General features: G+C 52.7%; 22 protein-coding genes and 4 tRNA genes. 16 read left to right on the top strand and 10 right to left on the bottom strand.

The annotated features are described in order from the left end of the window. Nucleotides 1–78 precede the first annotated feature (78 nt). Nucleotides 79–2,331, top strand: a complete 2,253-nt coding sequence (gene hypF / locus BEG40_RS15310; RefSeq protein ID WP_105285685.1) for a carbamoyltransferase HypF — start codon at nucleotides 79–81, stop codon at nucleotides 2,329–2,331. A 127-nt stretch (nucleotides 2,332–2,458) separates the two neighbouring features. Here the strand turns inward: hypF and norW are convergent, their stop codons facing one another. After that, the gene (norW, locus tag BEG40_RS15305; RefSeq protein WP_000064714.1) at nucleotides 2,459–3,592 is read right to left on the bottom strand and encodes an NADH:flavorubredoxin reductase NorW; all 1,134 of its coding nucleotides are present in this window, start codon (nucleotides 3,590–3,592) and stop codon (nucleotides 2,459–2,461) included. Further along, nucleotides 3,589–5,028, bottom strand: a complete 1,440-nt coding sequence (gene norV / locus BEG40_RS15300; RefSeq protein ID WP_000029631.1) for an anaerobic nitric oxide reductase flavorubredoxin — start codon at nucleotides 5,026–5,028, stop codon at nucleotides 3,589–3,591. The genes norW and norV overlap by 4 nt, the downstream gene beginning before the upstream one ends. Before the next feature lie 185 nt (nucleotides 5,029–5,213). On the opposite strand from norV, the gene norR reads away from it, so the two are divergent. Further along, nucleotides 5,214–6,728: a nitric oxide reductase transcriptional regulator NorR gene (gene norR, locus BEG40_RS15295; protein WP_105285684.1), complete on the top strand. Its 1,515-nt coding sequence runs from the start codon at nucleotides 5,214–5,216 to the stop codon at nucleotides 6,726–6,728. Here norR and gutQ read toward each other — a convergent pair. The 7 genes from gutQ to srlA form a co-directional block, all read right to left on the bottom strand. Beyond that, the gene (gene gutQ, locus BEG40_RS15290) at nucleotides 6,725–7,690 is read right to left on the bottom strand and encodes an arabinose-5-phosphate isomerase GutQ (RefSeq protein WP_001287396.1); all 966 of its coding nucleotides are present in this window, start codon (nucleotides 7,688–7,690) and stop codon (nucleotides 6,725–6,727) included. The genes norR and gutQ overlap by 4 nt on opposite strands. Further along, nucleotides 7,683–8,456, bottom strand: coding sequence for a glucitol operon DNA-binding transcriptional repressor SrlR (srlR, locus tag BEG40_RS15285; protein WP_000804555.1), 774 nt, complete (start codon nucleotides 8,454–8,456; stop codon nucleotides 7,683–7,685). The genes gutQ and srlR overlap by 8 nt, the downstream gene beginning before the upstream one ends. A gap of 66 nt (nucleotides 8,457–8,522) precedes the next feature. Further along, on the bottom strand, nucleotides 8,523–8,882 hold the full coding sequence (gene gutM / locus BEG40_RS15280) for a transcriptional regulator GutM (RefSeq protein ID WP_000252898.1): 360 nt from the start codon (nucleotides 8,880–8,882) through the stop codon (nucleotides 8,523–8,525). Nucleotides 8,883–9,000: 118 nt separating this feature from the next. Next, nucleotides 9,001–9,780 carry a sorbitol-6-phosphate dehydrogenase gene (gene srlD / locus BEG40_RS15275; protein WP_001077345.1) on the bottom strand — a complete coding sequence of 260 codons (780 nt, stop codon included), beginning with the start codon at nucleotides 9,778–9,780 and terminating at the stop codon, nucleotides 9,001–9,003. 3 nt (nucleotides 9,781–9,783) lie between these two features. Continuing rightward, complete coding sequence (gene srlB / locus BEG40_RS15270; RefSeq protein WP_000216195.1) at nucleotides 9,784–10,155, bottom strand: PTS glucitol/sorbitol transporter subunit IIA; 372 nt, start codon at nucleotides 10,153–10,155, stop codon at nucleotides 9,784–9,786. 10 nt (nucleotides 10,156–10,165) lie between these two features. Next, entirely contained in the window at nucleotides 10,166–11,125 is a 960-nt protein-coding gene (gene srlE / locus BEG40_RS15265; RefSeq protein WP_000196941.1) for a PTS glucitol/sorbitol transporter subunit IIB, read from the bottom strand. Next, nucleotides 11,122–11,685 (bottom strand): PTS glucitol/sorbitol transporter subunit IIC, encoded by a 564-nt coding sequence (srlA, locus tag BEG40_RS15260; RefSeq protein WP_000573312.1) that lies wholly within the window; start codon nucleotides 11,683–11,685, stop codon nucleotides 11,122–11,124. Before srlA ends, srlE begins: the two co-directional genes overlap by 4 nt. Before the next feature lie 255 nt (nucleotides 11,686–11,940). Between srlA and mltB the strand changes: the two genes are divergently transcribed. Then, nucleotides 11,941–13,026: a lytic murein transglycosylase B gene (gene mltB / locus BEG40_RS15255; protein WP_000476834.1), complete on the top strand. Its 1,086-nt coding sequence runs from the start codon at nucleotides 11,941–11,943 to the stop codon at nucleotides 13,024–13,026. Nucleotides 13,027–13,064: 38 nt separating this feature from the next. On the opposite strand, the gene BEG40_RS15250 is transcribed toward mltB, so the two are convergent. Beyond that, nucleotides 13,065–13,313, bottom strand: coding sequence for a hypothetical protein (locus tag BEG40_RS15250; RefSeq protein WP_000201681.1), 249 nt, complete (start codon nucleotides 13,311–13,313; stop codon nucleotides 13,065–13,067). A 181-nt stretch (nucleotides 13,314–13,494) separates the two neighbouring features. Between BEG40_RS15250 and pncC the strand changes: the two genes are divergently transcribed. The 13 genes from pncC to luxS all read left to right on the top strand — a co-directional run bounded on the left by pncC (nucleotide 13,495) and on the right by luxS (nucleotide 23,387). Then, complete coding sequence (pncC, locus tag BEG40_RS15245) at nucleotides 13,495–13,992, top strand: nicotinamide-nucleotide amidase (RefSeq protein ID WP_010352020.1); 498 nt, start codon at nucleotides 13,495–13,497, stop codon at nucleotides 13,990–13,992. Nucleotides 13,993–14,071: 79 nt separating this feature from the next. Then, nucleotides 14,072–15,133: a recombinase RecA gene (gene recA, locus BEG40_RS15240; RefSeq protein WP_000963153.1), complete on the top strand. Its 1,062-nt coding sequence runs from the start codon at nucleotides 14,072–14,074 to the stop codon at nucleotides 15,131–15,133. Nucleotides 15,134–15,373: 240 nt separating this feature from the next. Next, a complete protein-coding gene (gene recX, locus BEG40_RS15235; RefSeq protein ID WP_000140363.1) occupies nucleotides 15,374–15,874 on the top strand; it encodes a recombination regulator RecX in 501 nt (166 codons plus the stop codon). Between the two features lie 128 nt (nucleotides 15,875–16,002). Continuing rightward, entirely contained in the window at nucleotides 16,003–18,633 is a 2,631-nt protein-coding gene (alaS, locus tag BEG40_RS15230; protein WP_105285683.1) for an alanine--tRNA ligase, read from the top strand. 234 nt (nucleotides 18,634–18,867) lie between these two features. Beyond that, nucleotides 18,868–19,053 carry a carbon storage regulator CsrA gene (gene csrA, locus BEG40_RS15225; RefSeq protein WP_000906486.1) on the top strand — a complete coding sequence of 62 codons (186 nt, stop codon included), beginning with the start codon at nucleotides 18,868–18,870 and terminating at the stop codon, nucleotides 19,051–19,053. A 315-nt stretch (nucleotides 19,054–19,368) separates the two neighbouring features. Then, nucleotides 19,369–19,461, top strand: a tRNA-Ser gene (locus tag BEG40_RS15220). A gap of 3 nt (nucleotides 19,462–19,464) precedes the next feature. After that, nucleotides 19,465–19,541 (top strand) — tRNA-Arg (locus tag BEG40_RS15215). Between the two features lie 64 nt (nucleotides 19,542–19,605). After that, nucleotides 19,606–19,682 (top strand) — tRNA-Arg (locus BEG40_RS15210). A gap of 64 nt (nucleotides 19,683–19,746) precedes the next feature. Next, nucleotides 19,747–19,823: transfer RNA gene (locus BEG40_RS15205), tRNA-Arg, on the top strand. 278 nt (nucleotides 19,824–20,101) lie between these two features. Beyond that, nucleotides 20,102–20,668, top strand: a complete 567-nt coding sequence (yqaB, locus tag BEG40_RS15200; RefSeq protein ID WP_000273322.1) for a fructose-1-phosphate/6-phosphogluconate phosphatase — start codon at nucleotides 20,102–20,104, stop codon at nucleotides 20,666–20,668. Further along, entirely contained in the window at nucleotides 20,665–21,093 is a 429-nt protein-coding gene (locus BEG40_RS15195; protein ID WP_000004482.1) for a YqaA family protein, read from the top strand. Before yqaB ends, BEG40_RS15195 begins: the two co-directional genes overlap by 4 nt. 72 nt (nucleotides 21,094–21,165) lie before the next feature. Beyond that, entirely contained in the window at nucleotides 21,166–22,722 is a 1,557-nt protein-coding gene (gene gshA, locus BEG40_RS15190; protein WP_105285682.1) for a glutamate--cysteine ligase, read from the top strand. Between the two features lie 149 nt (nucleotides 22,723–22,871). Beyond that, a complete protein-coding gene (gene luxS, locus BEG40_RS15185; protein WP_001130203.1) occupies nucleotides 22,872–23,387 on the top strand; it encodes an S-ribosylhomocysteine lyase in 516 nt (171 codons plus the stop codon). Nucleotides 23,388–23,548: the final 161 nt, after the last annotated feature.

Raw genomic sequence — 23,548 nt, 5'->3', positions numbered from 1 at the left:
CGACCTGTGACTGCCGGATGCGACGCTGTCGTGTCCGGCAGGGTGGGTTACGCAATTCATGATGGCGGGAATAACTCAATGGCAAAAAACACATCTTGCGGTGTCCAACTGCGTATTCGTGGCAAAGTGCAGGGCGTCGGTTTTCGTCCGTTTGTCTGGCAGCTGGCACAGCAATTAAATCTTCACGGCGATGTCTGTAATGACGGCGATGGCGTAGAAGTCCGACTGCTGGAAGACCCGGAAACGTTTCTTGCGCAATTGCATCTGCATTGTCCGCCGCTGGCGCGTATTGATAGCGTCGAGCGTGAACCTTTTACCTGGCCACAACCGCCCACTGAGTTCACTATCCGCCAGAGCGCAGGTGGCGCCATGAATACGCAAATTGTTCCCGATGCCGCCACTTGCCCTGCCTGTCTTGCCGAAATGAATACCCCAGGCGAGCGGCGTTATCGTTATCCGTTTATCAACTGTACTCACTGTGGCCCGCGTTTCACCATTATTCGCGCGATGCCTTACGACCGCCCGTTTACCGTGATGGCGGCGTTTCCGTTGTGTCTGGCCTGTGATAAAGAATATCGCGACCCGCTCGATCGTCGCTTCCACGCCCAGCCGGTGGCCTGCCCGGAGTGTGGCCCGCATCTTGAATGGGTAAGTCATGGCGAACGTGCCGAGCAAGAGGCGGCATTACAGGCAGCTATCGCACAGCTAAAAGCGGGTAACATTGTCGCCATCAAAGGGATTGGCGGATTTCATCTCGCCTGCGATGCACGTAACAGTAACGCGGTGGCGACACTTCGGGCACGCAAACATCGCCCGGCGAAACCGCTGGCGGTTATGTTGCCAACAGCAGAAGTCTTACCAGACGCTGCACGCCAGTTGCTCACCACGCCCGCCGCGCCGATTGTGCTGGTGGATAAAAAATACATCTCCGAACTTTGTGACGATATCGCCCCTGGCCTTAACGAAGTCGGGGTAATGTTGCCTGCGAACCCGCTCCAGCATTTGCTGTTACAGGAACTGCAATGCCCGCTGGTGATGACCTCCGGCAACCTGAGCGGTAAACCACCGGCTATCAGCAATGAACAGGCGCTGGCGGATTTGCAGGGCATTGCCGACGGATTCTTGATACATAACCGCGATATCGTGCAGCGGATGGATGATTCGGTGGTGCGCGAAAGCGGCGAAATGCTGCGCCGGTCGCGGGGGTATGTGCCGGACGCGTTGGCTTTGCCTCCGGGCTTTAAAAATGTTCCGCCTGTGCTGTGTCTCGGCGCGGATCTGAAAAATACCTTCTGCCTGGTGCGCGGTGAGCAAGCGGTGTTGAGTCAGCATCTGGGCGATTTAAGTGACGATGGCATCCAGATGCAGTGGCGCGAAGCGTTACGCCTGATGCAAAACATCTACGATTTCACCCCGCAATACGTTGTGCATGACGCGCATCCGGGTTATGTCTCCAACCAGTGGGCGCGTGAGATGAATCTGCCGACGCAAACGGTACTGCATCACCATGCCCACGCGGCGGCGTGCCTGGCAGAACACCACTGGCCGTTGGATGGCGGTGATGTCATTGCTTTGACGCTCGACGGTATTGGTATGGGGGAGAACGGCGCTTTGTGGGGCGGCGAGTGCCTGCGGGTGAACTATCGCGAATGCGAGCACCTTGGAGGTTTGCCTGCGGTGGCGCTTGCTGGTGGCGATTTGGCTGCAAAGCAGCCGTGGCGAAATCTGCTGGCGCAGTGCCTGCGCTTTGTGCCGCAGTGGCAGAGTTATCCCGAAACGGCAAGTGTGCAACAGCAAAACTGGAGCGTGCTGGCACGAGCCATTGAGCGTGGAATCAATGCGCCGCTGGCGTCATCGTGTGGGCGTTTGTTCGATGCCGTAGCGGCGGCGCTGGGCTGTGCGCCAGTCACGTTAAGTTATGAAGGTGAAGCGGCTTGTGCTCTGGAGGCGCTCGCAGCCTCATGCGACGGAGTGACGCATCCGGTGATGATGCCGCTGGTGGACAATCAACTGGATCTCGCCACTTTCTGGCAGCAGTGGCTGAACTGGCAGGCACCGGTTAATCAACGCGCGTGGGCGTTTCATGATGCGCTGGCGCAGGGTTTTGCCGCGTTGATGCGTGAGCAGGCTACGATGCGTGGTATCACTACGCTGGTATTTAGCGGCGGGGTTATTCATAACCGTTTGCTTCGTGCACGTCTGGCGCATTATCTCGCTGATTGCACATTGCTTTTTCCACAGAGTTTACCGGCGGGTGATGGCGGTTTGTCTCTGGGGCAGGGGGTTATTGCTGCGGCGCGTTGGTTGGCAGGGGAAGTCCAGAACGGATAAAACGTGCTGCATTTGGACACCATTGCCGGATGCGGCGTAAACGCCTTATCCGGCCTACACATGCGTCCCCGTAGGTCGGATAAGACGCGCCAGCGTCGCATCCGACATTTTAGGCACAGTAGCCCACCTACACCGGCAACGTTTTCAACAATCCGAACGCCTCTTTCATCCGATCCTCGCTGACCACAAAGGCGCGAAGCTGGTCGGCATCATCAACGCCGCGCGCCACCATCCCCTGGCTTTCTGTATTAATCTGCCAGCGTAAATCCTGACGCTGGGTTTCGCCTGCCAGATGCAGCGGTAATTCCGGCGTTTTGATTTTCACCAACATCGCCGGTAGTTTCAGCGGCGTGTTATTGCCGAGAAGATTTTTTGCCAGCACCATCGCGCTAAGTTGAATCGGCTGGAGGAACGGCAGTACCTGACCGTTAATTTCTGCGCAATCGCCCAGCGCATAAATATCGGCATTACTGGTTTGCAGATAACTATCGACGCAAACGCCGCGATTAATCGTCAGCCCGGCGCGTCGTGCCAGGGCGGTTTCCGGGAGCAGTCCGGTTGCGGCAATTACCGCATCCACTTCGATGCTGCGTTGGCGATCCAGCGTTGCCCGAATGCCAGAATCCGTTTTTTCCAGCCCCTGCAACTGAGATTTCAACAGCAGATGAACGCCCATCTCCGTCAACCGATGCTGCAAGCGGCTGCTTACTTCCGGTGGCATTAACGATGCCAGAATACTGGCAGCGTTGTCGATTAGCGTGACCGCTTTGCCTGCACGACAAAAATCCATCGCCAGTTCGCTACCAATCAAACCACCGCCGACAATCAACACGCGTCGGGCATCCCGCAGTTGCGTTTCACAGGCGCGATACTCTTGCTGACTATTTAACGTCAGCATTAACTCACGCCCGGGCACTGGCGGGACAAAGGCGCTGGCACCGGTTGCCAGCACTAACTTGTCATATTGCCACTGATTATTCTGGCTTTTCACCACATGGGCTTCGGCATCGATATCCGTCACCCAGGTGTGCGGAAACAGGCGCAGATTAAACTGCTCGGCAAATTCACCTGCCGTCTGGCGGGTAAGGTCGTCGGCACGTTGCCCCTGACTGATCACATGGCTGAGGTCAGGTTTGTTGTACTCATCCATGCTGTCGGCGGCAATCAGGGTTAACGGAATACTGGCGTCCTGTTTGCGAATATTTTTCACCAGTTGGCGGGCGGCGAAGCCCGAACCAATGATCACAATGCCGTTGCTCATTTTGCCTCCGATGCCAGTTCGTCAAAGACGTCTTTACCGAGGGAACATTCCGGGCACAGGAAGTTGTCCGGGACTTCACTCCACGGCGTTCCTGGTGCAACGTCCTGCATTGGCTCGCCTTTTACCGGATCGTAAATCCACTGGCAGACGCTGCACTGCATCCGTGGGCCGAGGTCAGCCGTCGTGGTGGCATAGGTTTCTTCTTTAACCACCGTATTCACCGTGTTCTGCGGCAGCGGCGAAAGCGCCCATTGACGGGCAATTTCACGACCGTGTTCACGGCATAACTCCAGAGCGTCCTGATCCGGTCGCCATTTGGCTTTCAGGCTAAGCGACATTTCGAAACCTGCATCCTGCAGGCGAGTGGAAAGACGATCCACCGCACCGCCGCTCCAGCCGTGAGAGCCGAAAGCACTGGCGCGTTTATTACGAAAGCGCAATCCGGTCATCTCCTCCACCAGCCCGGCGATTTTCGGCATCATCACGTTATTCATCGTCGAAGTGCCGACCAGCACGCCTTTTGAGCGGAAGACATTGGTCAGGATTTCGTTTTTATCGCTTCGGGCGACGTTGAAAATTTTCACCGCTACGCGCGGGTCGGTTTCCGCGATCCCCTGGGCGATAGCGTCAGCCATCATGCGGGTATTATTCGACATGGTGTCGTAGAAAATGGTGATTCTGTCTTCCTGATAATCCGCCGCCCATTTCAGGTACAGCTCGACAATTTGCGTCGGGTTATCGCGCCATACCACGCCGTGAGAGGTCGCTATCATATCGACTGGCAAGTTAAAGCCCAGGATCTCGGTAATTTTCGGCGTTACCAGGCGGCTGAACGGCGTCAGGATATTGGCGTAGTAACGCTGGCACTGCTCGAAAAGCTCGGTCTGATCCACTTCATCGTTGAACAGATGCTCGTCGCAGTAGTGCTGACCAAAAGCATCGTTACTGAACAGCACCGCGTCGCCTGTCAGGTAAGTCATCATGCTGTCCGGCCAGTGCAGCATTGGCGTTTCGACAAAAATGAGCTGTTTGCCGTTGCCGATATCCAGCGTGTCGCCAGTTTTCACCACATTAAAATTCCACTCCGGATGATGGTGATGACCATTTATCGAGTCGATAGCGTTGGCTGTACAGTAGATCGGCGTATCGGGAATTTGCGCCATTAGTTCGGTCAGCGCCCCGGCGTGATCCTCTTCAGCATGGTTAATCACGATGTAATCAATATCCGCCAGATCGATTTCATTACGCAGGTTCTGCACAAATTCGCGGCTGAATTTATGGTCAACGGTGTCGATCAGCACGTTTTTTTCTTCGCGGATGAGGTAGCTGTTGTAACTGCTGCCGCGCAGCGTTTTATATTCCGTGCCGTGAAAATCACGCACTTCCCAGTCACGTTGACCCACCCAATGAATGTTATTTTTCACCACAATAGACATAGCAACCTCAATTTATTCAGCGTGTTCTAAAAAGATGTTTTGTTAATTGCAGATTGCGTGCCAGTTTTTATCTTATTGTTTTTACCATATAAATTTATTTGTGCTCATTAGTGAGTAGTCAAAATGACTATCAATAAAATGGTCGATATGACAATATCTATAGTCAAATTGACAGTGAGGCAAAGATGAGTTTTTCCGTTGATGTGCTGGCGAATATCGCCATCGAATTGCAGCGTGGGATTGGTCATCAGGATCGTTTTCAGCGCCTGATCACCACGCTGCGTCAGGTGCTGGAGTGCGATGCGTCTGCGTTGCTACGTTACGACTCGCGGCAGTTTATTCCGCTTGCCATCGACGGGCTGGCGAAGGATGTACTCGGCAGGCGTTTTGCGCTGGAAGGGCATCCACGGCTGGAAGCGATTGCCCGCGCGGGTGATGTGGTGCGTTTTCCCGCAGACAGCGAATTGCCCGATCCCTATGACGGTTTGATTCCTGGTCAGGAGAGTCTGAAGGTTCACGCCTGCGTTGGCCTGCCGTTGTTTGCCGGACAAAACCTGATCGGCGCACTGACGCTCGACGGGATGCAGTCCGATCAGTTCGATGTTTTCAGCGATGAAGAGTTACGGCTGATTGCCGCGCTGGCGGCGGGGGCGTTAAGCAATGCGTTACTGATTGAACAACTGGAAAGCCAGAATATGCTGCCGGGCGATGCCGCGCCGTTTGAAGCGGTGAAACAGATGCAGATGATTGGCTTGTCCCCAGGCATGACGCAACTGAAAAAAGAGATTGAGATTGTGGCGGCCTCCGATCTCAACGTCCTGATCAGCGGTGAGACGGGAACCGGTAAGGAGCTGGTGGCGAAAGCGATTCATGAAGCCTCGCCACGTGCGGTGAATCCGCTGGTCTATCTCAACTGTGCCGCACTGCCGGAAAGTGTGGCGGAAAGTGAATTGTTCGGGCATGTGAAAGGAGCGTTTACTGGCGCTATCAGTAACCGCAGCGGGAAGTTTGAAATGGCGGATAACGGCACGCTGTTTCTCGATGAGATCGGCGAGTTGTCGTTGGCATTGCAGGCCAAGCTGCTGAGGGTGTTGCAGTATGGCGATATTCAGCGCGTTGGCGATGACCGTAGTTTGCGGGTCGATGTGCGCGTGCTGGCGGCGACTAACCGCGACTTACGCGAAGAGGTGCTGGCAGGGCGATTTCGCGCTGACTTGTTCCACCGCCTGAGCGTGTTTCCGCTTTCGGTGCCGCCGCTGCGTGAGCGGGGCGATGACGTCATTCTGCTGGCGGGGTATTTCTGCGAGCAGTGCCGCCTGCGACTGGGGCTTTCTCGCGTGGTATTAAGCGCCGGAGCACGGAATTTATTGCAACACTATAGTTTTCCGGGGAACGTGCGTGAACTGGAACATGCTATTCATCGGGCGGTGGTGCTGGCGAGAGCGACCCGCAGCGGCGATGAAGTGATTCTCGAGGCGCAACATTTTGCTTTTCCAGAAGTGACGGTGCCGCCGCCAGAAGTGGCAGCGGTGCCCGTTGTTAAGCAAAACCTGCGTGAAGCGACAGAAGTGTTCCAGCGTGAAACTATTCGCCAGGCACTGGTGCAAAATCATCACAACTGGGCTGCCTGCGCACGGATGCTGGAAACTGACGTCGCCAACCTGCATCGGCTGGCGAAACGTCTGGGGTTGAAGGATTAAATAATCCCGGCCTGATAGAAATCCTGCAGGTTAATCGCGCCGGTGAGTTTGCCGTTTTCATCCACCACCGGTGCGGCGGTGATTTTGCGCTTCATCAGGATTTCTTTGGCGTCGATAGCGCGACTTTGTGCCTGTAATGTGGTGCCGCCTGCCGTCATCGCTTCATTCACCGGCGTGGTGAGTGCGCCGCCGCCAACCAGCCAGCGACGTAAATCGCCGTCAGTAAAGACGCCTTGTACCTGTTGTTGAGCGTCACATACTGCCACCAGCCCCAGACCGGTGCGGCTGAGTTCCAGCATCGCGTCCATCACGCTGGCGGTTAACGCTACCTGAGGGATGGCGTCATCACGGCGCATCAGATGATGCACTTTGTTCAGCAAGCGAGCGCCCAGCGCGCCGGCAGGGTGGGAGCGGGCAAAATCTTCTTCATTAAATCCGCGCGCCTGCATGACCGCCATCGCCAGCGCATCGCCCATCATCAGGGTATTGACGGTGCTGGAGGTCGGCGCAAGGTGCATCGGGCAGGCTTCGCGTTCTACGGAAATATCCAGCACCGCTTTCGCCGCCAGACCCAGCGGTGATGTCGGTTTGCCAGTCATCGCCAGCAGGGCGATAGATTTGTCTTCCAGACGCGGAATAATCAGATCCAGTTCCTTCGCGCCACCGGAGTAAGAGATAAACAGCATCACATCGCGGCTTTCAATCATCCCCAGATCGCCGTGCAGTGCTTCTGCGGGATGGACAAAAAAAGCCGGTGTGCCGGTACTGGCAAGCGTTGCGGCGATTTTCTTACCAATGTGGCCCGATTTGCCAATTCCCGAAACCACCACTTTGCCTTCGCAGTGCAGGATGATATTGGCGGCGCGAACAAAATCATCGCCCAGACGTTCCGGTAAACGGCTTGCTTCCTGCAACTCCAGTATTAACGTCTGACGTCCCGCGTTCAGTAGTGCTTCACTCATTGCTTTCTCCGGTTATGATCACGTCGATCCCTTTCTCTTCCAGCGCCTGACGAAACGCCGGATCGATACCTGCGTCGGTAATCAGTTTATCGACGCTTTCAAGACTGCAAACTACGTTGGGGCTTTTACGACCAAACTTCGATGAGTCAGCCATCAAAATCACTTCGCGCGCGGCATTACACATCGCCTTACTGACGGTATAAACCTCGTTGAACGTGGTTACGCCCGCATTGAGATCGATGCCGTCGGTGCCCATAAATAATTTATCGAAGGTGAAATGCTCGAAGGCATTCTCTGCCAGTTGCCCGTGAAATGAGGCCGATTTTTTGCGAAATGTTCCGCCTGGCATCAGGATGGTTTGTTCGTTATCCAGTTCGGATAGCGCGTTGACGATATGCAGGCTGTTGGTCATCACCGTGATGTTATTAAAGCGCGATAACATGGGGACCATCTGCAACACGGTACTGCCAGCATCGAGAATGATCGAATCGCCATCATGAATAAAACTAACGGCAGCTTCTGCAATCAGCTCTTTCTTATGGGTGTTGATGAGCGTTTTATGATCGATAGGCGGATCGGATTCCTCTTTATTTAACACCACGCCGCCATAGGTTCGGATGACGGTTCCGGCATGTTCCAGAATAACCAGATCTTTGCGAATGGTGGTGCCTGTGGTGTCAAAGTATTGCGCCAATTCTTCAACCGAGCATTTCCCCTGCTTTTGCAGATACTCCAGAATGGCGGCCTGACGCTGACGAGGTTTCATGGGCGTGATTACCTGATTTAGGTTTCAAAATGATAACTTCGCAAGCTAGTAACATTCACAACGAAATTATCTACGTTTCAGTTTAAGCGCCAATGATAGAGCATTCTGTGATAGTGGATCATGGGGAAAGATCACATCGGGCTTTAAATCACCAGAATACATACCCTTAATTGCGGGAATTTTTTGTGGTCGGGCGAAAACGGTCAGTCCTTTCATAAACAAGGTGTCGGTGACGCGCTGCTGATCGTCCAGGGCGATGGCGACCACGACCCGTGGCTTAAAGCGCCCACTGGAACGGCCTACACCGACGCGCCCTTGCTGGCAGAGCGCGTCGAAGGCTCGATTAAAACGAGAAATTTGCCAGCCGCCTAAGGCCAGTTGCGCACACCAGGCGATAACGGCGACGGTGATGAGAGCTGATACCATAACTTCTCCTAAATGTGGGTACGGTTTTCCCCCTCACCCCAAAGAGGCGAGGGGATCGTCCGAACCCTTTTTGAACATTGTCATCAGTCTGAAATCCTAAAAGGATCTCCGCTGTTGATCAGAACATCACCTGACCGCCAGTGACATTGATCGACTGTCCGGTGCAGTACGACGCCTTTGGACTGGCGTAGAACAGCAGCATATTCAGCACATCCTGATAATCGCAGCCGCGTTTGAGCGGTACTTTATCGATGTAATAGTGCTCGACTTCGTCCGGTTTGATACCCAGCTTGGTGGCGTATTGCGGCAACAGTGACTGGAACATCGGCGATTTCAGCAGGTTACCGAGCATCAGCGAATGCACCGTAATGCCGTACTCTGCCAGATCCAGCGCCAGTGATTGAGTCAGCCCTACGCCACCAAATTTCGCGGCGCTGTAGCCAGAGTTATGTTTACTGCCCACCTTGCCGGATTTCGAGTTGATCTGAATAATGCGTCCCTGAATGCCGTCGCGGATCATCAAACGCGAAAATTCACGCGCGCACAGGAAATAGCCCACCAGATTCACCTGTAGCGAACGGTCAAAATCGCCGAGCTGGAAATCGCTGATAAACGCTGCTTTTGCAATTCCGGCGCTGTAGACCAGTAAATCGACGCGACCAAAGATTTCATCTATCCCACGAGAGAGCGCCAGAACGCTCTGCTCGCTGGTGGCGTCAGCACCAAAACCGTACGCCGTTCCCTCACCATATTCGGCGTTAATTTCTTGCGCCACATTTGCGGCTTTGTCGCTCTGAATATCGACAACTGCCACACGATACCCCTCGGCAGCCAGACCATGGCACAGGAACGCGCCCAGAGTTTGCCCACCACCGATGACAACGGCAACCTGATTCATTTTTTACTCCTTAACAGATTCAAACTTCAAAACCGATCCCGGCGCGATATCGTCGGGTACAGGGCCTGCCACATGGACAGTGCCCGGAAATTCCGCTTCGCTTAAACCATCGAAGCGCAGGGTGACATGACCCAGTTCGCGAAGGTTGTCTTCCGCCACGCTGCCAACGGCGGTCACTGGATAGCGATGCTGCCCGAGTGAAAATTGCAAACCGGGATGGAGTTCTCCTTTCAATTCGCCGTGGCAATGGATGAAGCAATACTCTTCGAGATCCGCAGGTGCGCCTTCACGAAAGGTGATGAGCATCTGGTCGCTGAAGGCGTCAGTGGCGCTCGCGCCGATACGGGTGATGGTGGTCTGATAAATAACGGTCATGTTTCAGCCTCTATTGATAGATAAAACCGGAGACAAACCAGGCGATCAGTACAGTTGGTGCGCCGGTCAAAAAGCGGCTCACCAGTACAGAAGGGACCCCGACGCGAACCGTGTCCTGACGGGCTTCCGCCAGCGATAAACCGACCGGGATAAAGTCGCAGGCCGCCTGCGCGTTGATGGCAAACAGCGCCGGTAAAGCCAGATGCGGCGGAATATTGCCGAGACCAATCTGCACACCAATCAATACGCCGATAACCTGCGCGATAACGGCGCCAGGCCCAAGGAAAGGCGAAAGCAGCGGGAAGGAGCAGATAAGCGCCAGCATTACCAGCCCCAGTGGATGGCTCGCCAGCGGAGCAAGACCGTGGGCAATCCAGTCGCCAAGGCCGGAAGCCATAATGATGCCGATGAGCGCCGAGACGAACGCCATAAACGGCAGAATGGTTTTTAATACGGTGTCGATAGTGTCGCGCCCGGACTGAAACAGCACGGCAACGGCAGACCCCATGCCCATTCCCACTTTCGCCAGTAAACCATCGCTTTGTTCGGTGATTTTCTTGCTGGTGTCGTAGTCACGACCAACGGAAGAGGGTTGCGGAGTTTCAGCGCCGACCACAGTAATATTTTCTTCTTTCACGCCAGAGACATAAATATCTTCCACGATGTACTGCGCCAGCGGACCGGACTTGCCCGTCGAGTGGATATTAATGGTGGGAATACGCCGTTTTGGATAGATGCCGCAGCGCAGTGTGCCGCCGCAGTCGATTACTGCAACGCCGATTTCCGCTTCCGCAGGTTCACCTTCTTTAAAGCCGTCGATAGTCTGCCAGCCAGTAAGCTGTGCCAGTTTGTCGACAATTGCAGGCCGGGTTCCGGCGGTGATATAGACGATTTTTTTACCTGGCGTGGCTTCCAGTTCAAGCGGGCCACCCCAGCCACCAGTGCCTTTTTCGATCCGAATACGCGTCATGATGTCGCTCCAGCCAGGTGAACTTTTTGTTCAAGTTGAATGCCCATTTTTTTCTCAAAAATGGCGGTGGTCAGGTCGGTCACCCAGCCACGGAAGAAGTTCGTAATCAGACCAACCAGCAGGTAGCTCACTGCCAGTGGGCCAAGTGGCAGATTCAGCGTCGTCAGACCGCTGGCAATTCCCAGATAAACAAACAGTTCGCCGGGGTTGATATGAGGGAAGAGACCGTTCATTGAGTGGCAGCTATAAGAAGCCGCCGCGTAATAGCTGGGTTTGAACTTTTCCGGCATAAAACGGCCCAGGCTTAAGGTCATTGGGTTACAAAAAACAAACGTGCCAATACACGGTAATAGCAGGTAACGGGAAACAGGATTGCCGGCGCAACGTTGAGCAAATCGTTCAATGCGGTGCTGCCCGATAAAATTAATCAGCGCGTTCATGATTACCAGCAGGCTTATCAACAGCGGAAGAATGCCGGTCACCATCCCGGTAAACACCTCTCCACCTTTCTGGAACAGCCCGATGAACCACTCTGCGCCATGAGTAATGGTTTCTATCATTGTTCTCTCCTTTGAAATTTATTGTTTTATTACCAAACGGCAACACAATCTAATCAGATTGAAAGATTTAAAAGTGTTATTTTGATCGCAAAATGAAAGATAAATATTTTAATTTGAAAGTTTGGTTGAAAGGATGGTGAGGAAGGTGATTTGTGTTATGTAAAGTCCGTATTGGGCAGTGACTACCGCTTCCTTGTGCGGGGCGGGATGCTTTACCATACTTGCCCCTGGTTGAATCTGTTAAATGGACTCCTCATGTTCAAGCGTCGTTATGTAACATTGCTTCCCCTTTTTGTGTTGCTTGCCGCCTGTAGCAGCAAGCCAAAACCTACTGAGACTGAAACGACCACCGGAACGCCGTCCGGCGGCTTCCTGCTTGAGCCGCAGCACAATGTGATGCAGATGGGCGGTGACTTTGCTAACAACCCGAATGCGCAGCAGTTCATCGACAAAATGGTGAAAAAACACGGCTTCAATCGTCAGCAGTTGCAGGAAATCCTCTCCCAGGCGAAACGTCTGGATTCGGTACTGCGGCTGATGGATAACCAGGCACCAACCACATCGGTGAAGCCGCCATCTGGCCCGAACGGCGCATGGCTGCGTTATCGCAAAAAATTTATTACTCCGGATAACGTGCAGAACGGCGTGGTTTTCTGGAACCAGTATGAAGATGCGCTGAATCGCGCGTGGCAGGTGTATGGCGTACCGCCGGAAATTATCGTCGGGATTATCGGCGTTGAAACCCGCTGGGGACGCGTGATGGGTAAAACTCGCATCCTCGATGCGTTGGCGACGCTGTCATTTAACTACCCGCGCCGCGCGGAGTATTTCTCTGGTGAACTGGAAACCTTCCTGCTAATGGCGCGCGATGAGCAGGACGATCCGCTCAATCTGAAAGGTTCCTTTGCCGGTGCAATGGGCTACGGTCAGTTTATGCCGTCGTCTTACAAACAATACGCCGTGGATTTCAGCGGCGACGGGCATATCAACCTGTGGGACCCGGTTGATGCCATTGGCAGCGTGGCGAACTATTTCAAAGCGCATGGCTGGGTGAAAGGCGATCAGGTTGCTGTAATGGCAAATGGTCAGGCTCCGGGGTTGCCAAATGGCTTCAAAACCAAGTACAGCATTTCACAACTTGCAGCGGCAGGGCTGACGCCACAGCAGCCACTGGGCAATCATCAGCAGGCCAGCTTGCTGCGTCTGGATGTCGGGACGGGGTATCAGTACTGGTACGGTTTGCCGAACTTCTACACTATTACCCGTTACAACCACAGCACTCACTACGCAATGGCGGTCTGGCAGTTAGGACAAGCCGTGGCGCTGGCGCGCGTACAGTAATTATTTGCAAGAGGGAGGTTAAACCTCCCTCTGCTATCTTACTGTTTATTCGAAAGAGATTGCTGACGTAATTGTTTGATTTTCTTAGACAGCGACACTGTATATCCCAGGCAGACAACGCCTAACGCAGCCTGACCAAAATCGAAAGGTTCAAGATAGCCGGAAGATAAAATCTTACATACCACTGCAACCAGGGCGCTGACGCCGCCAATGGTGACCCACATACGCATTTGCGTGGTCTGTTTGAGTACGTTTTGTGGGGTGTTATCCGTTTTCTTTGTTGCCATTACTTTTCTCTCCCTGTGAATACATATCAATGCGAACGCGGCATGGTAGCCTTTTTTCTTTACTGGTTGGTCGTAACAGTCTTATTTCGGAATGCGACTCGTAAAATGAATCGCTCGTCCCCATCTTTTACGGGAAAGTGCTATCTTGTCCGGCATAAATATCTGACTGACAGAGGTTGTGATGACTGACAGTGAACTGATGCAATTAAGCGGACAGGTAGGGCAGGCGCTGAAAGCCCGTGGCGCAATCGTAACAACCGCTGAGTCTTGTACCGGTGGCTGGGTAGCGAAAGTTATTACTGATATTGCTGGCAGTTCCGCCTGGTTTGAACGCGGATTTGTCACCTACAGTAACGAGGCCAAATCGCAGATGATCGGCGTGCGAGATGAGACGCTGGTGCAGCATGGCGCGGTGAGTGAACCCGTCGTGGTGGAAATGGCGATTGGCGCCCTGAAAGCGGCTCGTGCTGATTATGCTGTTTCTATCAGCGGTATCGCCGGGCCGGATGGCGGCAGCGAAGAGAAGCCAGTTGGCACTGTCTGGTTTGCTTTTGCTTCAGCCAGCGGCGAAGGTATTACCCGCCGGGAATGCTTCAGCGGTGACCGTGATGCCGTGCGTCGGAAGGCGACGGCTTATGCATTGCAGACGTTGTGGCAACAATTTCTACAAAATACTTGATACTGTATGAGCATACAGTATAATTGCTTCAGCAGAATATATTGACTATCCGGTAATACCCGGCATGACAGGAGTAAAAATGGCTATCGACGAAAACAAACAGAAAGCGTTGGCGGCAGCACTGGGCCAGATTGAGAAACAATTTGGTAAAGGCTCCATCATGCGCCTGGGTGAAGACCGTTCTATGGATGTGGAAACCATCTCTACCGGTTCGCTTTCACTGGATATCGCGCTCGGGGCAGGCGGTCTGCCGATGGGGCGTATTGTCGAAATCTACGGACCGGAATCTTCCGGTAAAACGACACTGACGCTGCAGGTTATTGCCGCTGCGCAGCGCGAAGGTAAAACCTGTGCGTTTATCGATGCTGAACACGCGCTGGACCCGGTCTACGCACGTAAACTGGGTGTCGATATCGATAACCTGTTGTGCTCTCAGCCGGACACCGGCGAGCAGGCACTGGAAATCTGTGACGCCCTGGCGCGTTCTGGCGCCGTAGACGTTATCGTCGTTGACTCCGTTGCGGCACTGACGCCGAAAGCGGAAATCGAAGGCGAAATCGGCGACTCTCATATGGGCCTTGCGGCACGTATGATGAGCCAGGCGATGCGTAAGCTGGCGGGTAACCTGAAACAGTCCAACACGCTGCTGATCTTCATCAACCAGATCCGTATGAAAATTGGTGTGATGTTCGGTAACCCGGAAACCACAACCGGTGGTAACGCGCTGAAATTCTACGCCTCTGTTCGTCTTGATATCCGTCGTATCGGCGCGGTGAAAGAGGGCGAAAACGTGGTGGGTAGCGAAACCCGCGTGAAAGTGGTGAAGAACAAAATCGCTGCGCCATTTAAACAGGCTGAATTCCAGATCCTCTACGGCGAAGGTATTAACTTCTACGGCGAGCTGGTTGACCTGGGCGTGAAAGAGAAGCTGATCGAGAAAGCGGGTGCATGGTACAGCTACAAAGGCGAGAAAATCGGCCAGGGTAAAGCGAATGCAACTGCCTGGCTGAAAGACAACCCGGAAACCGCGAAAGAGATCGAGAAGAAAGTTCGTGAGCTGCTGCTGAGCAATCCGAACTCAACGCCGGATTTCTCTGTAGATGACAGCGAAGGCGTAGCAGAAACTAACGAAGATTTTTAATCGTTAGTTATTGATGATAATAGATAATGTGTGCACGGACGGTCCCCTCGCCCCTTTGGGGAGAGGGTTAGGGTGAGGGGAACAGGCCAGCACTGGCGTGAAAAATTACTCTCACCTCGATCCTCTGAGTAGCAGGGCCTGCGGGGAAATCCTGCCACTCATTGACTATTAAACCTGTTTGTCAGCAAAACTGGGGTCGCATTTGCGACCCTTTTGCTTTTTAAGTTTTAAGGATATGCCATGACAGAATCAATATCCCGTCGTCCGGCATATGCTCGCCTGTTGGATCGCGCGGTACGCATTCTGGCGGTACGCGATCACAGCGAGCAAGAATTGCGACGTAAACTCGCAGCACCGATTATGGGCAAAAATGGCCCGGAAGAGATTGATGCCACGGCAGAGGATTATGAACGTGTTATTGCCTGGTGCCATGAACATGGCTATCTCGATGACAGCCGATTTGTTGGGCGCTTTATCGCCAGCCGTAGCCGTAAAGGTTATGGACCAGCGCGTATTCGTCAGGAACTGAACCAGAAAGGTATCTCCCGAGAGGCCACAGAAAAAGCGATGCGTGAATGTGACATCGACTGGTGCGAACTGGCGCGCGATCAGGCTACGCGAAAATATGGCGAACCACTGCCAACAGTCTTTTCAGAAAAAGTTAAGATCCAGCGTTTTCTGCTCTATCGTGGCTATCTGATGGAAGATATCCAGGAGATTTGGCGAAATTTTGCCGACTGAACGCATACGGTATTTTACTTCCCAGTCAAGAAAACTTATCTTATTCCCACTTTTCAGTTACCAGCCCAGCGGTTATTAACTTGCTGCTGCTGGTGGCGATATTTCGTTAGCTTGATTTCAGGATAATTATGAGCAAGAGCACCGCTGAGATCCGTCAGGCGTTTCTCGACTTTTTCCATAGTAAGGGACATCAGGTAGTTGCCAGCAGCTCCCTGGTCCCCCATAACGACCCAACTTTGTTGTTTACCAACGCCGGGATGAACCAGTTCAAGGATGTGTTCCTTGGGCTCGACAAGCGTAATTATTCCCGCGCTACCACCTCCCAACGCTGCGTGCGTGCGGGGGGGAAACACAACGACCTGGAAAACGTCGGTTACACCGCGCGTCACCATACCTTCTTCGAGATGCTGGGCAACTTCAGCTTCGGCGACTATTTCAAACACGATGCCATTCAGTTTGCATGGGAATTACTGACCAGCGAAAAATGGTTTGCTCTGCCGAAAGAGCGTCTGTGGGTTACCGTCTATGAAAGCGACGACGAAGCCTACGAAATCTGGGAAAAAGAAGTTGGTATCCCGCGCGAACGTATTATTCGCATCGGTGATAACAAAGGTGCGCCATACGCGTCTGACAACTTTTGGCAGATGGGTGACACTGGTCCGTGCGGCCCGTGTACTGAAATTTTCTACGATCATGGTGACCACATCTGGGGTGGCCCTCCGGGAAGCCCGGAAGAAGACGGCGACCGCTATATTGAGATCTGGAACATCGTCTTCATGCAGTTCAACCGTCAGGCTGATGGCACGATGGAACCGCTGCCGAAGCCGTCTGTAGATACCGGTATGGGGCTGGAGCGTATTGCTGCGGTGCTGCAACACGTTAACTCTAACTATGACATCGACCTGTTCCGCACGCTGATCCAGGCGGTAGCAAAAGTCACTGGCGCGATCGATCTAAGCAATAAATCGCTGCGCGTAATCGCTGACCACATTCGTTCTTGTGCGTTCCTGATAGCGGATGGCGTAATGCCGTCCAACGAAAACCGTGGTTATGTACTGCGTCGTATCATTCGTCGCGCGGTGCGTCACGGCAATATGCTGGGTGCGAAAGAAACCTTCTTCTACAAGCTGGTGGGGCCACTGATCGAGGTCATGGGCTCTGCGGGTGAAGACCTGAAACGCCAACAGGCTCAGGTTGAGCAGGTGCTGAAAACTGAAGAAGAGCAGTTTGCGCGTACTCTGGAGCGCGGTCTGGCGCTGCTGGATGAAGAGCTGGCGAAACTTTCTGGCGATACGCTGGATGGCGAAACCGCTTTCCGTTTGTACGACACTTACGGCTTCCCGGTTGACCTGACGGCTGACGTTTGTCGTGAGCGCAACATCAAAGTTGACGAAGCTGGCTTTGAAGCAGCAATGGAAGAGCAGCGTCGTCGTGCGCGCGAAGCCAGCGGCTTTGGTGCCGATTATAACGCAATGATCCGTGTTGACAGTGCATCTGAATTTAAAGGCTATGACCATCTGGAACTGAACGGCAAAGTGACCGCGCTGTTTGTTGATGGTAAAGCGGTTGATGCCATCAATGCAGGCCAGGAAGCGGTAGTCGTGCTGGATCAAACGCCATTCTATGCAGAATCTGGCGGTCAGGTTGGTGATAAAGGCGAACTGAAAGGCGCAAACTTCTCCTTTGCGGTAGAAGATACGCAGAAATACGGCCAGGCGATTGGCCACATCGGTAAACTTGCTGCGGGTTCTCTGAAAGTGGGCGACGCGGTGCAGGCCGATGTTGATGAAGCGCGCCGTGCTCGTATTCGTCTGAATCACTCCGCAACGCACTTGATGCATGCTGCGCTGCGCCAGATTCTGGGTACTCATGTATCGCAGAAAGGTTCTCTGGTTAACGACAAAGTGCTGCGTTTCGACTTCTCACATAATGAAGCGATGAAACCAGAGGAAATTCGTGCCGTTGAGGATCTGGTGAACGCACAAATTCGTCGTAACTTGCCGATTGAAACCAACATCATGGATCTCGAGGCTGCGAAAGCGAAAGGCGCGATGGCGCTATTTGGCGAGAAGTATGATGAACGTGTACGTGTACTGAGCATGGGCGATTTCTCCACAGAGCTGTGTGGCGGTACTCACGCCAGCCGCACCGGTGATATCGGTCTGTTCCGTATTATCTCTGAATCGGGTACTGCTGCGGGCGTTCGTCGTATCGAAGCTGTAACCGGAGAAGGTGCTATTGCCACCGTTCATGCAGACAGCGATCGCTTAAGCGAAGTTGCGCATCTGCTGAAAGGCGATAGCAATAATCTGGTTGATAAAGTTCGTTCAGTACTGGAACGTACGCGTCAGTTGGAAAAAGAGCTACAACAGCTTAAAGAACAGGCTGCCGCGCAGGAGAGTGCAAATCTTTCCAGTAAGGCAATTGATGTTAATGGTGTTAAGCTGTTGGTTAGCGAGCTTAACGGTGTTGAGCCGAAGATGTTGCGTACCATGGTTGACGATTTAAAAAATCAGCTGGGGTCGACAATTATCGTGCTGGCAACGGTAGCCGAAGGTAAGGTTTCTCTGATTGCAGGCGTATCTAAGGACGTCACAGATCGTGTGAAAGCAGGGGAACTGATTGGTATGGTCGCTCAGCAGGTGGGCGGCAAGGGTGGTGGACGTCCTGACATGGCGCAAGCCGGTGGTACGGATGCTGCGGCCTTACCTGCAGCGTTAGCCAGTGTGAAAGGCTGGGTCAGCGCGAAATTGCAATAATATTAGCGTTAGGCAATGCCGTGGACTTGCTCCACGGCATTCGCATCAACGCTATCGACAACGATAAAGTCAGGTTGAAGTTGTGTATATCGGCTAAACTTAGGTTTAACAGAATGTAATGCCATGACTGCTTACATGTAATGTGTTTGTCATTGCTTACTTTTTGGCGTTATATGATGGATAATGCCGGGATACAGAGAGACCCGACTCTTTTAATCTTTCAAGGAGCAAAGAATGCTGATTCTGACTCGTCGAGTTGGTGAGACCCTCATGATTGGGGATGAGGTCACCGTGACAGTTTTAGGGGTAAAGGGCAACCAGGTACGTATTGGCGTAAATGCCCCGAAGGAAGTTTCTGTTCACCGTGAAGAGATCTACCAGCGTATCCAGGCTGAAAAATCCCAGCAGTCCAGTTACTAATCTTTCCGCGTCTCATCTTTAACGGTGAGACGCACCCTCAAAATCTCTCCTTCACTTCATTTTCTTTTCGCATTACTCCCGTTCATTCAACGTTAACATCCATTTTTCTGCATCACGCCTGCCTGTCATAGGCCATTTTTTCTGTTGATAAAACACTCTTTTTGACGTTTTTACAGTCTAATTGAGCGTGAAGTGTGCAAACGATAAAAGTGTGGGAAAAATTGTTTGACTTATAAGTCTCAGAAAGTAATATGTGCGCCACGCAGCGACGATGAGCGATAAACAAGTTCTTCGAAGCACTCGTAAGAGGCGTGTGGTGAGGTGGCCGAGAGGCTGAAGGCGCTCCCCTGCTAAGGGAGTATGCGGTCAAAAGCTGCATCCGGGGTTCGAATCCCCGCCTCACCGCCATTTGCATCCGTAGCTCAGCTGGATAGAGTACTCGGCTACGAACCGAGCGGTCGGAGGTTCGAATCCTCCCGGATGCACCATCTCTTACTTGATATGGCTTTAGTAGCGGTATCAAAAAATCTGCAGTAAAGTAAGTTTCCCGATGCATCCGTAGCTCAGCTGGATAGAGTACTCGGCTACGAACCGAGCGGTCGGAGGTTCGAATCCTCCCGGATGCACCATCTCTTACTTGATATGGCTTTAGTAGCGGTATCAAAAAATCTGCAGTAAAGTAAGTTTCCCGATGCATCCGTAGCTCAGCTGGATAGAGTACTCGGCTACGAACCGAGCGGTCGGAGGTTCGAATCCTCCCGGATGCACCATATTCTCCGTAACCTTCAGCAATGAAGGTATCGAAGAGATAGCGGTATTAACCGCAGGCAGCAGGGAGGATAACGTTGCGCCAGCAATGGCCCGAAGGGCGAACGCCAGTGAGTCATCCTCCCGGATGCACCATCTTCTCCAAAAATTTCCTCCAAAAACATCTCATTTCTAAATAACTATTTTATCCATATCCTGAATAATCTTCCCCTTCGCATCGGCGACAAAATCAAGCAATTACGCTAAAGTAGCGTCATATTTTTCGACTTGCGAGAAGACAATGTACGAGCGTTATGCAGGTTTAATTTTTGATATGGATGGCACAATCCTGGATACAGAACCCACGCACCGTAAAGCGTGGCGTGAAGTATTAGGACGCTACGGTCTTCAGTACGATGTTCAGGCCATGATTGCGCTTAATGGCTCGCCCACCTGGCGTATAGCCCAGGCGATCATTGAGCTGAATCAGGCCGATCTCGATCCCCATGCATTAGCCCGCGAGAAAACCGATGCCGTAAGAAGCATGTTGCTCGATAGCGTCGAACCGCTTCCCCTTGTTGAAGTGGTGAAAAGCTGGCACGGTCGTCGCCCAATGGCTGTCGGTACGGGGAGTGAAAGCGCCATCGCTGAGGCGCTGCTAACGCACCTCGGATTACGTCGTTATTTCGATGTAGTCATTGCTGCCGATCACGTCAAACACCATAAACCTGCACCAGACACGTTTTTGCTGTGTGCGCAGCGTATGGGCGTGCAACCAACGCATTGCGTTGTCTTTGAAGATGCCGATTTTGGTATACAGGCCGCTCGCGCCGCAGGCATGGACGCCGTGGATGTTCGCTTGCTGTGAGTGAGTCGCTGTCGCTCTTCTCGTTGTTTGCCAGTAGTTTTCTCAGCGCTACACTATTACCCGGCAATTCGGAAGTTATGCTGGTCGCAATGTTACTTTCTGGGGTGAGTCATCCCTGGGTTTTAGTATTAACAGCAACAATGGGTAATAGCCTTGGAGGGTTAACTAACGTTATCCTTGGGCGTTTCTTTCCATTGCGCAAAACATCGCGCTGGCAAGAAAAAGCCATTGGCTGGCTGAAACGCTATGGCGCAGTCACACTCTTATTAAGCTGGATGCCAGTGATTGGCGACTTACTGTGTCTGTTAGCGGGATGGATGCGCATCTCGTGGGGACCAGTAATCTTTTTTTTGTGCCTTGGTAAAGCGTTGCGCTATGTTGCGGTTGCAGCAGCCACCGTTCAGGGCATGATGTGGTGGCACTAATTGTAGGCCTGCACACATGGCCACCATTACAGTTATGCTAATTAAAACGATTTTGACAGGCGGGAGGTCAATTTGATCCCGGACGTATCACAGGCGCTGGCCTGGCTGGAAAAACATCCTCAGGCATTAAAGGGGATACAGCGTGGTCTTGAGCGCGAAACTTTGCGTGTTAACCCAGATGGCACTCTGGCAACAACCGGTCATCCTGAAGCATTAGGTTCCGCACTGACGCATAAATGGATCACCACCGATTTTGCCGAAGCGTTGCTGGAGTTCATTACGCCGGTCGATGGCGATATTGAGCATATGTTGACCTTTATGCGCGATTTGCATCGCTATACCGCGCGTAATATTGGCGATGAGCGGATGTGGCCGTTAAGTATGCCATGTTACATCGCGGAAGGTCAGGATATCGAACTGGCGCAGTATGGAACGTCCAATACAGGGCGCTTTAAAACGCTGTACCGTGAAGGGCTGAAAAATCGCTATGGCGCGCTGATGCAAACCATCTCCGGCGTACACTACAACTTCTCGTTACCAATGGCATTCTGGCAGGCGCAGTGTGGTGATATCTCGGGCGCTGACGCCAAAGAGAAAATCTCTGCGGGCTACTTCCGCGCTATTCGTAACTACTATCGCTTCGGTTGGGTGATCCCGTACCTGTTTGGTGCTTCTCCGGCAATTTGTTCTTCTTTCCTGCAAGGTAAACCGACGTCGCTGCCGTTTGAGAAAACCGAATGCGGCATGTATTACCTGCCGTATGCGACATCGCTACGCTTGAGCGATCTGGGCTATACCAATAAATCGCAAAGTAATCTTGGTATTACTTTTAATGATCTCTACGAGTATGTAGCGGGTCTGAAGCGGGCAATTAAAACGCCGTCGGAAGAGTACGCGAAGATTGGTCTTGAGAAAGACGGCAAGCGGCTGCAAATCAACAGCAACGTGCTGCAGATTGAAAACGAGCTGTATGCGCCGATTCGTCCGAAACGCGTTACTCGCAGCGGCGAGTCGCCTTCTGATGCGCTGTTACGCGGCGGCATTGAATATATCGAAGTGCGTTCGCTGGATATCAACCCATTCTCGCCGATTGGTGTTGATGAGCAGCAGGTGCGTTTCCTCGACCTGTTTATGGTCTGGTGTGCGCTGGCTGATGCGCCGGAAATGAGCAGTAGTGAACTTGCCTGTACACGCGTCAACTGGAACCGGGTGATCCTCGAAGGACGTAAGCCGGGGCTGACGCTGGGAATTGGCTGTGAAACTGCGCAATTCCCGTTGCCGCAGGTGGGCAAAGATCTGTTCCGGGATCTGAAACGCGTCGCGCAAACGCTGGACAGCATTAACGGCGGCGAAGCGTATCAGAAAGTGTGTGATGAACTGGTGGCCTGCTTTGATAATCCCGATCTGACTTTCTCCGCCCGTATCTTACGGTCTATGATTGATACTGGCATTGGCGGAACTGGCAAAGCGTTCGGTGAGGCTTATCGCAATTTGTTACGTGAAGAGCCGCTGGAAATTCTGCGTGAAGACGATTTTATTGCCGAGCGCGAAGCGTCTAAACGTCGTCAGCAGGAAATGGAAGCCGCAGATACCGAGTCGTTCAAGGTGTGGCTGGAAAAACACAGCTGACAGAAAAGAAAAAGGCCACTCGTGAGTGGCCAAAATTTCATCTCTGAATTCAGGGATGATGATAACAAATGCGCGTCTTTCATATACTCAGACTCGCCTGGGAACAAAGAGTTCAGAATATTTTAAAAAAAATTACCGGAGGTGGCTAAATGCCGTTGTTAGATAGCTTCACAGTCGATCATACCCGGATGGAAGCGCCTGCAGTTCGGGTGGCGAAAACAATGAACACCCCGCATGGCGATGCAATCACCGTGTTCGATCTGCGTTTCTGCGTGCCGAACAAAGAAGTAATGCCGGAAAAAGGTATCCATACCCTGGAGCATCTGTTTGCTGGTTTTATGCGCAACCATCTTAACGGCAACGGCGTTGAGATTATTGATATCTCACCAATGGGTTGCCGCACCGGTTTCTATATGAGTCTGATTGGTACGCCAGATGAGCAACGTGTTGCTGATGCCTGGAAGGCGGCAATGGAAGATGTGCTGAAAGTGAAGGATCAAAATCAGATCCCGGAACTGAATGTCTACCAGTGCGGTACTTTCCAGATGCACTCGTTGCAGGAAGCTCAGGATATTGCACGTAACATTCTGGAACGCGACGTGCGTATCAACAGCAACGAGGAGCTGGCGCTGCCGAAAGAGAAGTTGCAGGAACTGCACATCTAGTCCGTTTAAGCAGAAGAAGCCGGGCGGTGATATCACTGTCCGGCTTGCCTGATGTGCTACGCTTATCAGGTTGATGCGAGGAGCGCGCCACCCGTACGTGACGGGTGGCAAAGTGGCATTAAAAGAGATATTTCATGCCCAGCATTCCCTGGGTATCGCTG

The organism is Escherichia sp. MOD1-EC5495, assembly GCF_002965965.1.
Lineage (GTDB): Bacteria > Pseudomonadota > Gammaproteobacteria > Enterobacterales > Enterobacteriaceae > Escherichia > Escherichia ruysiae.
The sequence above is the reverse complement of the archived record's forward strand: the minus strand, read 5'-3'. Positions and strand labels throughout refer to the sequence as shown.